The following is a 13,276-nucleotide window of genomic DNA, read 5'->3' on the forward strand; positions in this document are numbered from 1 at the left end:
GCATCATGATGCACGGGATGGAGGACCCGAAGGGTTTCGGGAAACCATGAGTCGCGGTGATTTTCCGATGCACGCGAGCCAACCAAGTTAATTCCAATGACAGGGAGTCGAAGTGAAACGACCTTCGTTTGCCGTTGCGTGGGGTACGGATCGTGCGAATTTTTGGAGTCTGTCATGAAGGGAGCCTGGATCGCGATCGCACTGGCATGCGCTGCGCTTCATCCTGCAACGGTGTCGGCGAAGGAGGCAGCCCGAACGTCGCCGGAAGCCGGCTCACGGACCTACCTCCAGAACTTCAAGGACATGCTCCAGGTCGTAGTAGGTCCAGTCGCGCAACGCGTTCGTGCTGCTGCCGATATCCTTGCTCACGGCGGGTGCCTGCTCGTAGGCGGTAGCCAGACACTGCGCGAGCACCATGCACCGGACGTCGTGCATGCGCTGGTGGCGAAGTACCTTGCACGTGATTACCGGAATCCGGTCGTCGAATCGGAAGTGAGGAACGTCAGGTTCGACTACCTGAAGTGCATGGATCTGTATCACGGCAACGAACTGGACGCCGCCGCGAAGAAGCTCGTCCTGCGCCCGAACAGCACGTACCGGGCCGAGCACCCGCGATAAGCGGTGACGTTCGATCGTCGCCGTCCGGGCGCCGATCGGGCAGAATCGAAATCCCGACTCCCCCCGACGGACGCCGCATGACCGACCCGAACGAACCGTCCGCCCGCCGCGCGTACGCGAGCTTCGCGCAACGCTACGCGGACATCGCGCCGACCAAGGCGCACAACGCACTCTACGAACGGCCGGCGACGCTGGCGCTGCTCGGCGACGTCGACGGCCTGACGGTGCTCGACGCCGGCTGCGGGCCCGGCATCTGCAGCGCGCACCTCGCGCGCCGCGGCGCGACCGTCCATGCGTTCGACATTACGCCCGAAATGATCGCCCTCGCGAAATCCCGCTGCGCGGGGCTCGCGGTCGACGTCGTGGAGGGCGATCTCGCGGCGCCGCTCGACTGGCTGCCCGACCGATCATTCGACAAGGTCCTGTGCTCGCTCGCGTTCGACTATCTGCGCGATCTCGCGCCGACGCTGCATGAATTCAGGCGCGTCGCGCGACCGGGCGCGACGTTGGCGTTCTCGATGGCGCATCCGATGCGCGACTGGATGGACGAGCGCACGCACGGGGAGGACACGTACTTCGACACGAACCGGTTCGGTCTCCATTGGTCGGGTTTCGGCGAACCGAAGCCGTATGTCGAGGCATGGCGCCGCCCGCTTGCCGACATCCTGAACGCGCTCGCCGACGCCGGCTGGCGGCTCGAGCGCTTCGTCGAGCCGCGGCCGCTGCCCGAGATGAAGGCCGTGTCGGAACGGCTCCATGCGGCGCTGTCGCTGGCGCCGGCCTTCCTCTGCATCCGCGCGCGCTGCTGACGCCGCGCGGCGGCCCGCCGCTCAGTGCGCCGGCTCGTCGGTCAGCGTGCCGAGAAACGCTTCGATATCCTTGATGTCCTGCGCGGTCATCGCGGGCTTGTCGCCGGGCTTGCGATCGAACGGCGCATCGGTCACGTCGACGTTCGCATGGTACTTCGCCGGAATATCGTCGTATTCGTCGACCTTGCCGTCCGCGCCGCGCGAATAGAACTTCTGCGGCGAGATGCTGCGCTCGTTGTAGAACGCCATCACCTGGTCGAGCGTATGGAACACGCCGTTGTGGAAGAACACGTGGCGCGTCGCGGCGTTGCGCAGCGTCGGCGTGAGGAACATCGCGCAATACTGCGTCTGGTCCTTCAGATCCTCGCGGAACGGCCCGCACACGCCGAGATCGTAGAACGCGGGGTTGCGGTTCTGCGCGAGCTGCCGGTTGCGCGGCGCGCCGAGCGCCTCGTACTGATAGTCGGTAAACATCGGCGGCAAGCCGTCCTTGCCGGGCTTCGACAGGTGGCAGCCGGCACAATTGGCCTTGTCCGGATCGTTGAAGAGCCGCAGCCCGCGCAGCTCGGCCTGCGTGAGGCGCGCGCGGCCTTCGAGCCAGCGATCGTACTTGCTGTTGTACGGGTGGAACGACGAATCCTCGACCTGGTACCGCGCGATCGCGAACATCGCCTCCGACACCGCGAGCTGCGGGCTGTCGAACACGCGCGGCCCGAACAACTGCTCGAACTGCGCGCGATGCGACGACTGCGCGAGCTTGTGCGCGACGTCGTCGATGCTGGCGTTTGCCATTTCCACCGGATTCAGCAGCGGCCCGAATGCCTGCTGCTGCAGCGTGTCGGCGCGGCCGTCCCAGAACATGCCGCCTTGCGGCACGAGCTGCGGTGCCGCCGACGTGCCGGCCACCTTCTGCGCCTTGACGACGCCGGCCGCCGACGCGGCCTGCTGCGCGACGCTCGGCGCGGCGTCGTTTTCGCCGGCATCGGGGCCGATGCTGAAGTTGGGCTGCCGGTACAGGTACATCAGCGACGGCGGCGGACGATAACCCTGCTGCGTCATCGCGAGGCCGCCCGGCTGCACGTCGAGCCCGTTCGGCGGGCCGTACGCGTGATCGGGGCTGTGGCACGACGCGCACGACTGCTTGCCGGAGGCCGACAGCGACGGATCGACGAACAGCGCGCGCCCCAGTTGCGCAACCGCGGACAGCGGCTGCGCGGCCGGGCGCTGCAGCACGACCGGATGCGGATTCGCGCCCGTCCAGTCGGCGACGACGTCGCCGATCGCCGCCGGCGTGCGGGCCGGAAACGCGATCGCGAACGCGCCGTAGCCGAGCACGGCCGCGCCGAGCGCGAGCGCCGCGCGGCGCAGCGCGCGGGAAGGGGAACGCGGCGCGGCGGCGCCGGATGCGTCGGGAGACGGGTACGCGGGACGAGCTGTCATGCTGTCGGTCGAAAGTCGGAGTGCGGGCGCCGCGCGAAGCGGCGCGTTGAATGGAAACGGCCGGCGCACGATGCGCCGGCCTGCTGCGTGCTGCTACGTGTTACGCAATGCCGGTCAGATCGCCGGCGCCGCGCTCAGCACGGTGCCTTGCGTCGGATCGAGATACAGCGGCGCCGTATTCGGCTTCGACGAGAAGTCGAACAGGCCGCGCAGATCGCCTGCGGACGCATCGAACGAGCCGCCGCCGATGCGCTGGCTGCCGAGCCAGTTGTCCTCGATGAAGCGCACGACGGACGCCTGGTCGATCTGCGTGTGGTCGACGTAGTTCTGCTTCGCATACGGCGAGATCACGACCAGCGGAATGCGCACACCCGGGCCGCAGCGGCCGTTCACGGTGCCGCCGTTCACGCCCGTGGTACCGCCCGAGCCGCACTTGCCGTTGCCGTTCACCTGGTCGACCGCGTCGGACGACGAGCGGGTCGGCGTCGTGTACGCATGGTCGTACCAGCCGTCCGAATCGTCATAGGTGACGATCACGGCCGTGCTCTGCCAGTCGGGCTGCTGCTGCAGGAAGTTGACGACCTTCGTCACGAACGCCTGCTCGTCGAGCGGATCCGAATAGCCTGCGTGCGCGTCCTGTGCGGCCGGCGCCTTCAGGAAGCTGACCGACGGGAAGTTGCCGGCCTTCACTGCCGAGAAGAAATCGTCGGTGTCGTACTGGTGGTTCGCCGGTTCGGCCGTCTTGCCGTCGGTTTCGAGGCTCGAGCCGATCGCCGCGACCGAGCTCGGGCGCGTGTGCTGCGGGTTCGACGTCGACGCGTAGTACTGGAACCAGTTGTGGTGCGGGATGTAGTCGGCCGTCGCGGCGTTCACGGCGGTGGCGATCGTGCTGCGCGCGCAGCCCGTCGTGCCGTTGCCGTTGGTCGTCGACAGGTTGAAGCCGCCCATGAAGCCGCCCCACGTGATCTTCGCGCCGTTCAGCAGGTCGCCGATGTTCTTGCCGGTCATCATCGCCTGGTCGGTCGTGCTCGAGCACACGTCGTAGCCCGGGTCGACGTCGTTGATCATCGTGAAGCCGCCCTGGCCGTCATTGATGTAGTACGAACTCGTCGCGAGCGTCGACGGCTGCGCCGACGTCTTGACGATCTGCATCCCGTTGGTCTGGCCCGACACGACGTTCAGCGCGCCCGGCGTCGACGGGCCGTACACCGTCGTATATGCGTTGTCGCTCATCGCGAAGCGCTGCGCGTAGTTCCACAGTGCGGTGACGGTGTTGCCGTCGAAGAAGCCCATCACCTGGCCCTTCGTGCCGAACGCGCCGGCGCCGCCGGACGAGCCCTTGCCGGTGTATTTCGGGAACAGGTCGGCGAGGCCGTTGTCCTCGGCCTGCTGCTCGGCCGTGTACGCGTGGTTCTGGTCGGCGGTCGCGGCCTGCGTGCGATCGAGGCGGAACGGGTTCGCGGCGTCGGTGCCGTTGGCCGTGTTCGTGAAGTTCGGGTTCGCGGTCAGCAGCGTGCCGGTCAGCCCGTTGACCGTCGGCGTGCCGGACTTCGCGGTGAATGCCGGTTCGCCCGACGGGTTCGACGCGTTCGGGTAGGTGCCGAAGTAGTGGTCGAACGACACGTTTTCGCCGTAGATCACGACGACGTGCTTGATCGGCGTGGCGGTCTTCAGCGCATTCTGCGACGACACGGCGGGCGTCGACGTGGGATCGTCGCTGCCGCCGCAGGCGAACAGCGCGAGCACTGCGCCGGCGCAGGCGGTGACGAGCAAGGCTTGACGGAACATCGGAAAGCTCCAGATAGGTTTGCGATGGTGGAGATCGGCCCCGTCGCCGTATCGGTTCGGCGCGGAGCTCGTTGATAGAGCACCGGCATTGAAACAGTCCGGTATGAAGATATGGGGGCGGAGTGGTTTCGCGGCGGTTGCGTTGCGGTATCGATTTCATTACGGCGCGGAGGGTGGCGAAAGAGAACGGAAAGGGACGGAGCGTCTGCCACCTGTGCGACACATTCGGCCGGGGGGCCGGCCGCTGCCCCGTGCGCCATGTCCGGCGGGCGATAGCGTGCCGCGGGCAGGGTCGGGCCGGCGGTCGCGCAGCCGGTCGTTTTTGACAATCGCGTGACGTATTCATACGATGGTCGGCCCGCGGCGACGATTTCGCGTTGCCGGCCGTCAGCGAGTATTCAGCGTGCCGATTCCCGTTTTGTTTGCCGTGTTGTGTGCCGCGTTCCTGCACGCGTCATGGAATGCGCTCGTGCGCAGCAGCGGCGACCGGCTGCGTTCGGCCACCGTGCTGCAGATCGCGATCGGGCTGTTCGCGCTGCTGTTCCTGCCGGCCGCCGCGCCGATCTCGCCCGCGAGCTGGGCCTGCGTCGTCGCATCGGCGGTGATCCATGTGGTCTATACGCTGCTGCTGGTGCGCGCGTACGAACACGGCGATCTGACCGTGGCGTATCCGGTCGCGCGCGGCACCGCGCCGCTGCTCGTCACGCTGGGTGCGGCGGCGTTCGCCGGCGAGCGGCTGAACGTGGGCGCGCAATGCGGGCTCGTGCTGATCTGCGCCGGGATCATGGCGATCGGGCTGGAGCGTGGACGCGGTGCGCGGCACCGGATGAAGCAGGTATTGCCGACCGCGTTTGCAACCGGCGTGTCGATCGCCGCGTACAGCGTGGTCGACGGGATCGGCGTGCGCGAAAGCGGCAGCACGATCGGCTATACCGCGTGGATGTTCGTGCTGACCGGGCTGATGATGGCCGTGTACTACCGGTTGCGGGCGGGGCCGCTGCGGCTCGCGCAGGATGTCGGCGAAACCGCGAAGGCCGCGTGCGGCGGCGTATTTGCGGCGCTCGCGTACGGGATCGTGATCTGGGCGATGGATCGCGCGCCGATGGGCCCCGTGTCGGCGTTGCGCGAGACGAGCGTGGTGTTCGCGGCGCTGATCGCACGCGTGTATCTGGGCGAACGGCTGACGCCGCGTCGGGCGGGCGGGTGCGTGGTGATCGCGGCGGGGGCGTTGCTGATCAGCGCGTTTGAAGCGGTGCGGTGAAGACTTGCGAAGATCGCCGGTTTCGACACGTGCGGGTGGGGTCGCCACAGGTGGCGCCAAAGCGAGCTATAGCTCGAGGGGAACTGACGGAACGAGGCGACGACATAAGTTGCATTGTGCCGCCTCGTCGATCCGACTTAGCTGAAAAGACCTAGCGAGGGTGCCGTGTAGCTCGCGAGATGAAAAAAGACGACAAACAGCGTAGTGGCAACGAACACGGTTCCCCATCTGCGCCAAGACCAGCGCCGGTAAGCGAAGGCGTTGATTGCGGCAAAGAGGACCGAAGGCCACAAAGTGAGCGCGAGCAGACCGAGCACGAATACGGCGTGAGGGGCGCAATGCTCCATGTCGTTGCAGCCGATCGAATGTGATGGCGTAACGGGCCAATGAATACGGCTGAACGTGTAGAGGGATGCCCAGGTAGCGAGTAAGCCCCATATGAGTCCACCCAGGGTGGCAGCCAACCGTTTCATTCAACTTCCCAGAAAAGGATTTCTTTCGAATCGGCCAGGTCCGAGTACCAATTTCCGCGTCGGCCCCGTAGATAATCGACCGGGTTGATCATGGACCGCACGCCGATGCGAAATCTCCAGAACGATGCGGCGGAGGGCGTGAGCGTGTCCTTGTTCCACAGGTCGATATGTCCGCCGCTCAATGCGTCAGCCGAATCTCCGTCCTGCCGCCAATAGCCGAAGAAATAGATAATACCGGTGCGGCCCTTTATCTTGTCCTGCCAATCCTGTCCGGTGATGCTTTCCGGCTTGCCCAGGCCAAGGAATGGGCGAAGCTTCAACCATTTCGCCAGTTCATAGGCGCGGGTTGCAGTTGCTTTTCCATTGAGAACCAGACGCCCGAGCGTCTGTTTTCCCGGCATGGGTTTCAATACCTTCTGAGAAAACGACTTCATGCTGCTGCCGATTGCGTGGAAGGTGACGCTCATCCGGATCGCACATTGATTTTCATACTCGCCAGTCGGGTCGTCGTATGGGTTCTTCTTCGGATATGCGTTCCAAAGCTCCTGAAATGTCAGTGTTCTGAGTTGTACGACTTTTTCAGAATGCGGCGTGTTATTGGTACGGACTTTCGTGGGCGGGTTCGGCATCGGTTACGTCCCGTACGTGGCGGCGATGACGAATCCGACGGGAGCGGTCGGATCGCTGGCTCTTGCTACGGCTTGTTGCATAGTCGATTCCTGCCTGGTGCATTAAGGAATCGAAGACGATCGCTGATAGGAAACAAGTCGCCTATTAGACGTGTACGATTTTTCGTGAAATTCACTAACGATTGGTGGGCGTCCTGTTAATCGGTGCCATCGGGCAACGACGCAGGCGAATGCGTTTTACAGGCAATGTCGATCGTGAACGCCTCGCCCGCGTGCTGGTGTTACGTCTCCACCGGCATCGCACTCGTGCACTTGATCTCGTCGAGGCACACGCTCGAATGCACGCCGCTCACGCCGGGAATGCGCATCAGCGTTTCGAGCAGGAACGTGGACAGCCCCTTCAGGTCGTGCGCGACCACCTTCAGCACGTAGTCGATGTCGCCGGTCACCGAGAAACATTCCTGGATCTGCGCCAGATCCGACACCAGCTTCTGGAACTTCGACAGGTCGCGGATATGCCCGCGCTCCATCGTCACGTGCACGAACGCGGTGACGCCGAAACCGAGCGTATCGGGGCAAAGGCGCGTCTCGTAACGGCGGATCGCGCCGATCTCTTCCAGCCGGCGGTGGCGTCGCAGCGTCTGCGCGGGCGACAGGCCGACGGCCTTCGCCAGATCGAGGTTCGACGCGCGGCCGTTCTCCTGCAGCACCGACAGCAAGTGGCGATCGATGCGATCGAGAACCGGTTCAGGCATTTTTGTTTCCTCATCTGTCTCCCGGATGCAATCTTATCTCATAATGTAGGGTTTGCATGAGCGGGTTACGCAACCCGATTTCGTCGTCGCGACGCTAAACTGACGCCGGATTTTCGTGTGCGACCGCAGCAATGCGGCGAAGACGACAAGTCGGCGGCCGGTCTGGCGGGCCCGTCGACGCGAATCATCGGGCGTTGCCACGCGAAGATTGCAGTCCCCAACCCGGTGGCTCCACGAACGGTCGCCGGCACAGCAAAACAGCGCCCGGCACACCGAGGCGCGCCGCACCGCTTCCGGCGGAGGCGGAGAGAGTGGAGAAGACATGGTTTCTGGAAACGAGAAGGACGGCCTGAAGCGGGGGCTGAAGAATCGCCACATCCAGCTGATCGCGCTCGGCGGCGCGCTCGGTACGGGGCTGTTCCTCGGCATCGCGCAGACGATCAAGATGGCCGGCCCGTCCGTGCTGCTCGGCTACGGGGTGGCCGGCATCATCGCATTCTTCATCATGCGCCAACTGGGCGAGATGGTCGTCGACGAGCCCGTCGCCGGCTCGTTCAGCTACTTCGCCGACAAGTACGTCGGCCACTTCACCGGCTTCCTGTCCGGCTGGAACTACTGGGTGCTGTACATCCTCGTCAGCATGGCCGAGCTGTCCGCCGTCGGGATCTACGTGCAGTACTGGTGGCCGGGCGTGCCGACCTGGGTGTCGGCGCTGGTGTTCTTCGTCGCGATCAACCTGCTGAATCTGGCGAGCGTGAAGTCGTACGGCGAGACGGAATTCTGGTTCTCGATCATCAAGGTCGCGGCGATCGTCGGGATGATCGGCTTCGGCGGCTGGCTGCTCGCGAGCGGTCATGCGGGGCCGGAAGCGACCGTCGCGAACCTGTGGCAGCACGGCGGCTTCTTCCCGAACGGCGTGTCGGGGCTCGTGATGTCGATGGCGGCGATCATGTTCTCGTTCGGCGGGCTGGAGCTGATCGGCATCACCGCGGCCGAAGCCGACGATCCGAAGCGCAGCATTCCGCGCGCGACCAACCAGGTGATCTACCGGATCCTGATTTTCTACATCGGCGCGCTCGCCGTGCTGCTGTCGCTGTATCCGTGGGAGAAGGTCGTCTCCGGCGGCAGCCCGTTCGTGCTGATCTTCCACGCGCTGAGCAGCAACCTGGTCGCGAACGTGCTGAACGTGGTCGTGCTGACGGCCGCGCTGTCGGTCTACAACAGCGGCGTGTACAGCAACAGCCGGATGCTGTTCGGCCTCGCGAAGCAGGGCAATGCGCCGAAGGTGCTGTGCTCGGTGAACAAGCGCGGCATTCCGCTCGCCGCGCTCGGCGCGTCGGCGCTCGCGACCGGCGTGTGCGTGCTGGTCAACTACTTCATGCCGGGCAAGGCGTTCGAGGTGCTGATGGGCCTCGTCGTGTCGGCGCTGATCATCAACTGGGCGATGATCACGCTGATCCACCTGAAGTTCCGCCAGGCCAAGCGTATCGCCGGAGAGCAGACTTCCTTCCGCAGTCTGGGCTATCCTTTCACGAATTACCTGTGCCTGGCGTTCATGGCCGGCATTCTCGTCGTGATGTACCTGACACCGGATCTCCGCCTGTCGGTGTACCTGATCCCGGTATGGCTCGCGGTGCTCGCGATCGGGTATCGCTTCCGTCAGAAGAATGCGGGCTACGCGGTGCGCGACGGCGCGTCCATCCGCTGACACCGACGCTGCACGCAGGCCAGGCCACCACCGATCATTCTTCCAAACGAGACCGACATAGCCATGTTCGAACACATCGACGCGTACCCCGGCGACCCGATCCTGACGCTCAACGAGAACTTCCAGAAAGATCCGCGCGATCAGAAGGTCAACCTGAGCATCGGCATCTATTTCGACGCCGAAGGCCGGATTCCCGTGATGGGCGCCGTGCGCGAAGCCGAAACCGCGCTGCAGCGCGACATCGGCCCGAAGCCCTACCTGCCGATGATCGGCCTGGCCGCGTATCGCGACGCCGTCCAGTCGCTGGTGTTCGGCGCCGATCACCCGGCGCGTGCGGCCGGCCGCATCGCCACCGTGCAGACGCTCGGCGGCTCGGGCGCGCTGAAGGTCGGCGCGGATTTCCTGAAGCGCTATTTCCCGGACGCGCAGGTGTGGCTCAGCGATCCGAGCTGGGAAAACCACCGCTTCATCTTCGAGCGCGCGGGCTTCACGGTGAATACGTACCCGTACTACGACGAAGCGACGGGCGGCCTGAAGTTCGACGCGATGCTCGCGGCGATCGACGCGCTGCCGGCGCGCAGCATCGTGCTGCTGCACGCGTGCTGCCACAACCCGACCGGCGTCGATCTCGACGAAGGCCAGTGGGAGAAGCTGATCGACGTGATCGAGGCGCGCGGGCTGCTGCCGTTCGTCGACATGGCGTACCAGGGCTTCGGCGCGGGGCTCGACGCGGACGCGTTCGCGGTGCGCGAGCTGGCCCGCCGCGGCGTGCCGGCGCTCGTCGCGAACTCGTTCTCGAAGAACTTCTCGCTGTATGGCGAGCGCGTCGGCGGCCTGAGCGTCGTCTGCGAGGATGCCGCCGCGGCCGACCGCGTGCTCGGGCAGCTGGCCGGCGCGGTGCGCTCGAACTACAGCAACCCGCAAACCTACGGTGCGAAGGTCGTCGCGACCGTGCTCAACACCCCCGCGCTGCGCAAGCAGTGGGAAGAGGAACTCGCGGCGATGTGCCGCCGCATCGCGCGGATGCGCCAGTCGATCCACGACGGCCTGCGCGATCACGTGAGCGGCGAAGCGCTGACGCGCTACGTCAAGCAGCGCGGGATGTTCACGTACACGGGCCTGACCGAATCGCAGGTCGAAGCGCTGCGCGAAGTGCACGGCGTGTACATCCTGCGTTCGGGCCGCATGTGCGTCGCGGGCCTGAACGACTCGAACGTCGGCATCGTCGCGGATGCGATCGGCAAGGTGCTGAAGAGCGGCGTCTGACCGGCGCGCCGGATCGCATCGCAGAAACCGGCTGTCTCCGTGCGGAGGCAGCCGGTTTTTTCTTGCGCGGCTGCGGCGCGGCGGTACGATGAGGGATTGAACGCGAGAAGGAGCGGCATGGCTATTCGAATCGTACGGCTGGGCACGCCACGCGCGCCCGGCGAGGGCCTGAGGATCGGCACGGTGCGGCGACCGCCGCGCGGCGTACCGAAGGCGGAATTCGCGTCGCGAAACTACTATGATGTATGGCTGCCGACGCTGTCGCCGAGCGCCGAACTCGTCGCGCAGGCGCTCACCGCCGAAACCGACGCGCAATGGCGCGCGTTCGCGCGGCACTTCCGCGCGGAAATGGCGCATGGCGACGCGCCGAAGGTGCTGGACCTGCTTGCGGCGCTGTCCGCAACGAGCGCATTCTCGATCGGCTGTTACTGCGAGGATGCGCACCGTTGCCATCGCAGCGTGCTGCGCGAGCTGCTGGCGGAGCGTGGCGCGACGATCGACGCGGACGCGGGCTGAACCCGCCCGGCCGCGCGTCGTGCCGCATGGCATCACATGGCCCGGCGAGCCGCTTGACGTGGGTCAAGCGCGCGGCGGCGCACACCACTATGCTCTGGTCATGGAGTCGTTACGACGATGACAGGCGGACAGATGCAGATTGCCTTTCCCCCGGACCCGCCCGAATACTGCGGACGCGATCTGGTCGTTGCGTTTTCGGCGCTGGTCGACGGCCGCTGCGTGCAGTGCGCGGTTACGGCCGAAGCGCTGGAAGACCATTTCGGCGCGCGGTCGCTGCTCGAGCGGGATTTGCTGGATGCGTTCGACGCGCACCGGCCGGCGATCGAGACGATGGCGCGGCGAATGCTCGACGAAATCGGCGGCCGGCCGGTGTTGCTGCATAGCGGTCACTTCCGGCTCGACGACTGATACCGCAGGAGGGCGCATGACACTGCAGGGCAATATTCATGAACGCGACTGGTCGGTCGAAGTCGAGACGCGGCCGTGCGAATCGGGTCAGTTCCGCTGTCGCGTGTCGGTCGAGCACGGCACCGGGCCGGCGCGCTTTCATCACACGTTCGAGCACAGTCATGCGTATCCGACCGAGCACGAGGCGGCGATCGAAGGGCTGCGCGCCGGGATGACGTGGATCGAAATGAAGACGTCGCAGACGTTCAGCGTATGAACGGCGGCGCGTCGATCGATGCGGGTGCGTCATACCGGTAGCGGCGCGAACGCGCATTGCCGGGCGCGTGTCGTGCCGGCGGGAAACACGCGCGGTGCCGCCGGATTCAGGCGCGGCGCCGGCGCGGCAGCAGAACAGGCAACGCGGTCGACGAGCGGGCAACGCCGTCAGGAGGAGCGAAATGGGCGTGGGCATGCAGATCGTCTACGTCGGCTGCACGAGCTTCGCCGCGCTGGAAGCCGAAGCGGGGGCGCAACTGGTGCGGCTCGAACGATTCCGCGCGCGGCTCGGCGATTGCCGCCTGGCGATCGAGGCACGCACGTCCGCCGACGGGGGCCGGATTTACGACGTGCGGCTGGATCTGGTCATGTACGGCTGCGCGCCGGCATCGCTGCCATGCTGCAGCGGTGACGACGTGACCGAGGCGATGTGCTGCGCGTTCGCGCAGGCCGAACGAATGCTGGACGCGTGGCAGGCGGGCGATATCGAAGCGCTCGCGCTGCATGGCGCCGCGACCGGCGGCGCGGCGCGCTGACGCGAACGCAACCCTGACGCCGGTCAGACTTGTGCGAGCGCTTGCGCGTCGATGATCCGCACGCGCTTGCCGCGCGTTTCGACGAGCGCGTCGCGATGGAACCGGGAGAACATCCGGCTGACGGTTTCGAGTTTCATCCCGAGATAGCAGCCGATTTCCTCGCGCGTCATCCGCAGGTTGAATTCCGATGCCGAATAGCCGCGCGCCTCGAAGCGCGCCGACAGGTTCAGCAGGAAATGCGCGACGCGCTGCTCGGCCGACATCGTGCCCAGCAGCAGCATCTGGCTCGATTCGCGGACGATCTCGCTGCTCAGCATCTGATAGAGAAAATGCTGCATCGACTTCATCTCGCGGCACGCGGCTTCGAGCGCGCCGAACGGGATGACGCACACCACGCTGTCCTCGAGCGCGATCGCATCGCAGCAGTGCTGGCCGCCGCCGATGCCGTCCATCCCGAGCGTTTCCCCGGCGATCTGGAAACCCGTCACGTGCTCGCGGCCGTCACGATGCATCATCACCGTCTTGAACGAGCCCGCGCGCACCGCATAGATGCTGTGGAACGGGTCGCCGGTGCGGAACAGCGCGTCGCCCTGGCGAATCTGCCGCGTCGCGCAGATGATCGCGTCGAGGCGGCCGTACTCGGCCGCCGTCAGGTCCGGCGGCAGGCACATCGAGCGCATCGCGCAGACGGAGCAGCGCGCGGCCGGATGTTTGGCGGCGTCGGCGGACGCAACCGCACGAAGGGGAATCGTTGGCCGGGGCTCGACGTACGGGTCGGCTGCACAGGTGGCGGCGGTAGGCATGGGTCACTCTG

14 protein-coding genes are annotated in these 13,276 nt (G+C 65.8%); 9 read left to right on the plus strand and 5 right to left on the minus strand.

Annotated elements, in window-relative coordinates; translation table 11 throughout:
- The first annotated feature begins 174 nt into the window (after positions 1 to 174).
- Both DCN14_RS07060 and DCN14_RS07065 read left to right on the plus strand, forming a co-directional pair.
- On the plus strand, positions 175 to 618 hold the full coding sequence (locus DCN14_RS07060; RefSeq protein ID WP_096498751.1) for a T6SS amidase immunity protein Tai4 family protein: 444 nt from the start codon (positions 175 to 177) through the stop codon (positions 616 to 618).
- Positions 619 to 695: 77 nt separating this feature from the next.
- Complete coding sequence (locus tag DCN14_RS07065) at positions 696 to 1,427, plus strand: class I SAM-dependent methyltransferase (protein ID WP_096498749.1); 732 nt, start codon at positions 696 to 698, stop codon at positions 1,425 to 1,427.
- A 21-nt stretch (positions 1,428 to 1,448) separates the two neighbouring features.
- On the opposite strand, the gene DCN14_RS07070 is transcribed toward DCN14_RS07065, so the two are convergent.
- Positions 1,449 to 2,867: a cytochrome c peroxidase gene (locus tag DCN14_RS07070; RefSeq protein WP_096498747.1), complete on the minus strand. Its 1,419-nt coding sequence runs from the start codon at positions 2,865 to 2,867 to the stop codon at positions 1,449 to 1,451.
- Positions 2,868 to 2,981: 114 nt separating this feature from the next.
- On the minus strand, positions 2,982 to 4,655 hold the full coding sequence (locus DCN14_RS07075) for an alkaline phosphatase family protein (RefSeq protein ID WP_096498745.1): 1,674 nt from the start codon (positions 4,653 to 4,655) through the stop codon (positions 2,982 to 2,984).
- Positions 4,656 to 5,004: 349 nt separating this feature from the next.
- Between DCN14_RS07075 and DCN14_RS07085 the strand changes: the two genes are divergently transcribed.
- The gene (locus DCN14_RS07085; protein WP_096498743.1) at positions 5,005 to 5,916 is read left to right on the plus strand and encodes an EamA family transporter; all 912 of its coding nucleotides are present in this window, start codon (positions 5,005 to 5,007) and stop codon (positions 5,914 to 5,916) included.
- A gap of 469 nt (positions 5,917 to 6,385) precedes the next feature.
- Here DCN14_RS07085 and DCN14_RS07095 read toward each other — a convergent pair whose 3' ends face one another.
- Positions 6,386 to 7,018 (minus strand): type VI secretion system amidase effector protein Tae4, encoded by a 633-nt coding sequence (locus tag DCN14_RS07095; RefSeq protein ID WP_096498739.1) that lies wholly within the window; start codon positions 7,016 to 7,018, stop codon positions 6,386 to 6,388.
- A 281-nt stretch (positions 7,019 to 7,299) separates the two neighbouring features.
- Entirely contained in the window at positions 7,300 to 7,773 is a 474-nt protein-coding gene (locus tag DCN14_RS07100) for an Lrp/AsnC family transcriptional regulator (RefSeq protein WP_096498737.1), read from the minus strand.
- A gap of 322 nt (positions 7,774 to 8,095) precedes the next feature.
- On the opposite strand from DCN14_RS07100, the gene DCN14_RS07105 reads away from it, so the two are divergent.
- The 6 genes from DCN14_RS07105 to DCN14_RS07130 all read left to right on the plus strand — a co-directional run bounded on the left by DCN14_RS07105 (position 8,096) and on the right by DCN14_RS07130 (position 12,462).
- Complete coding sequence (locus DCN14_RS07105) at positions 8,096 to 9,481, plus strand: amino acid permease (RefSeq protein ID WP_096498734.1); 1,386 nt, start codon at positions 8,096 to 8,098, stop codon at positions 9,479 to 9,481.
- Between the two features lie 63 nt (positions 9,482 to 9,544).
- Positions 9,545 to 10,747, plus strand: a complete 1,203-nt coding sequence (locus DCN14_RS07110) for an amino acid aminotransferase (protein WP_096498732.1) — start codon at positions 9,545 to 9,547, stop codon at positions 10,745 to 10,747.
- A 117-nt stretch (positions 10,748 to 10,864) separates the two neighbouring features.
- Positions 10,865 to 11,263 (plus strand): DUF488 family protein, encoded by a 399-nt coding sequence (locus DCN14_RS07115; protein WP_096498730.1) that lies wholly within the window; start codon positions 10,865 to 10,867, stop codon positions 11,261 to 11,263.
- Between the two features lie 117 nt (positions 11,264 to 11,380).
- Positions 11,381 to 11,671 (plus strand): DUF1488 domain-containing protein, encoded by a 291-nt coding sequence (locus DCN14_RS07120; protein WP_096498728.1) that lies wholly within the window; start codon positions 11,381 to 11,383, stop codon positions 11,669 to 11,671.
- Positions 11,672 to 11,687: 16 nt separating this feature from the next.
- A complete protein-coding gene (locus DCN14_RS07125; RefSeq protein ID WP_096498726.1) occupies positions 11,688 to 11,927 on the plus strand; it encodes a UDP-glucose 4-epimerase in 240 nt (79 codons plus the stop codon).
- A gap of 181 nt (positions 11,928 to 12,108) precedes the next feature.
- Positions 12,109 to 12,462, plus strand: coding sequence for a metal ABC transporter ATPase (locus tag DCN14_RS07130; RefSeq protein WP_096498724.1), 354 nt, complete (start codon positions 12,109 to 12,111; stop codon positions 12,460 to 12,462).
- 23 nt (positions 12,463 to 12,485) lie between these two features.
- On the opposite strand, the gene DCN14_RS07135 is transcribed toward DCN14_RS07130, so the two are convergent.
- Positions 12,486 to 13,265 carry a helix-turn-helix domain-containing protein gene (locus DCN14_RS07135; RefSeq protein WP_096498722.1) on the minus strand — a complete coding sequence of 260 codons (780 nt, stop codon included), beginning with the start codon at positions 13,263 to 13,265 and terminating at the stop codon, positions 12,486 to 12,488.
- Positions 13,266 to 13,276 lie beyond the last annotated feature (11 nt).

Source organism: Burkholderia sp. IDO3, assembly GCF_003366075.1.
GTDB classification, from domain to species: domain Bacteria; phylum Pseudomonadota; class Gammaproteobacteria; order Burkholderiales; family Burkholderiaceae; genus Burkholderia; species Burkholderia anthina.

What these genes read in the sequence shown, in the direction of transcription:
- DCN14_RS07060 (WP_096498751.1), top strand. Translation starts at nt 175, where the DNA reads ATGAAGGGAGCCTGGATCGCGATCGCACTGGCATGCGCTGCGCTTCAT.
- DCN14_RS07065 (WP_096498749.1), top strand. Translation starts at nt 696, where the DNA reads ATGACCGACCCGAACGAACCGTCCGCCCGCCGCGCGTACGCGAGCTTC.
- DCN14_RS07070 (WP_096498747.1), bottom strand. Translation starts at nt 2,867, where the DNA reads ATGACAGCTCGTCCCGCGTACCCGTCTCCCGACGCATCCGGCGCCGCC.
- DCN14_RS07075 (WP_096498745.1), bottom strand. Translation starts at nt 4,655, where the DNA reads ATGTTCCGTCAAGCCTTGCTCGTCACCGCCTGCGCCGGCGCAGTGCTC.
- DCN14_RS07085 (WP_096498743.1), top strand. Translation starts at nt 5,005, where the DNA reads ATGGTCGGCCCGCGGCGACGATTTCGCGTTGCCGGCCGTCAGCGAGTA.
- DCN14_RS07095 (WP_096498739.1), bottom strand. Translation starts at nt 7,018, where the DNA reads ATGCCGAACCCGCCCACGAAAGTCCGTACCAATAACACGCCGCATTCT.
- DCN14_RS07100 (WP_096498737.1), bottom strand. Translation starts at nt 7,773, where the DNA reads ATGCCTGAACCGGTTCTCGATCGCATCGATCGCCACTTGCTGTCGGTG.
- DCN14_RS07105 (WP_096498734.1), top strand. Translation starts at nt 8,096, where the DNA reads ATGGTTTCTGGAAACGAGAAGGACGGCCTGAAGCGGGGGCTGAAGAAT.
- DCN14_RS07110 (WP_096498732.1), top strand. Translation starts at nt 9,545, where the DNA reads ATGTTCGAACACATCGACGCGTACCCCGGCGACCCGATCCTGACGCTC.
- DCN14_RS07115 (WP_096498730.1), top strand. Translation starts at nt 10,865, where the DNA reads ATGGCTATTCGAATCGTACGGCTGGGCACGCCACGCGCGCCCGGCGAG.
- DCN14_RS07120 (WP_096498728.1), top strand. Translation starts at nt 11,381, where the DNA reads ATGACAGGCGGACAGATGCAGATTGCCTTTCCCCCGGACCCGCCCGAA.
- DCN14_RS07125 (WP_096498726.1), top strand. Translation starts at nt 11,688, where the DNA reads ATGACACTGCAGGGCAATATTCATGAACGCGACTGGTCGGTCGAAGTC.
- DCN14_RS07130 (WP_096498724.1), top strand. Translation starts at nt 12,109, where the DNA reads ATGGGCGTGGGCATGCAGATCGTCTACGTCGGCTGCACGAGCTTCGCC.
- DCN14_RS07135 (WP_096498722.1), bottom strand. Translation starts at nt 13,265, where the DNA reads ATGCCTACCGCCGCCACCTGTGCAGCCGACCCGTACGTCGAGCCCCGG.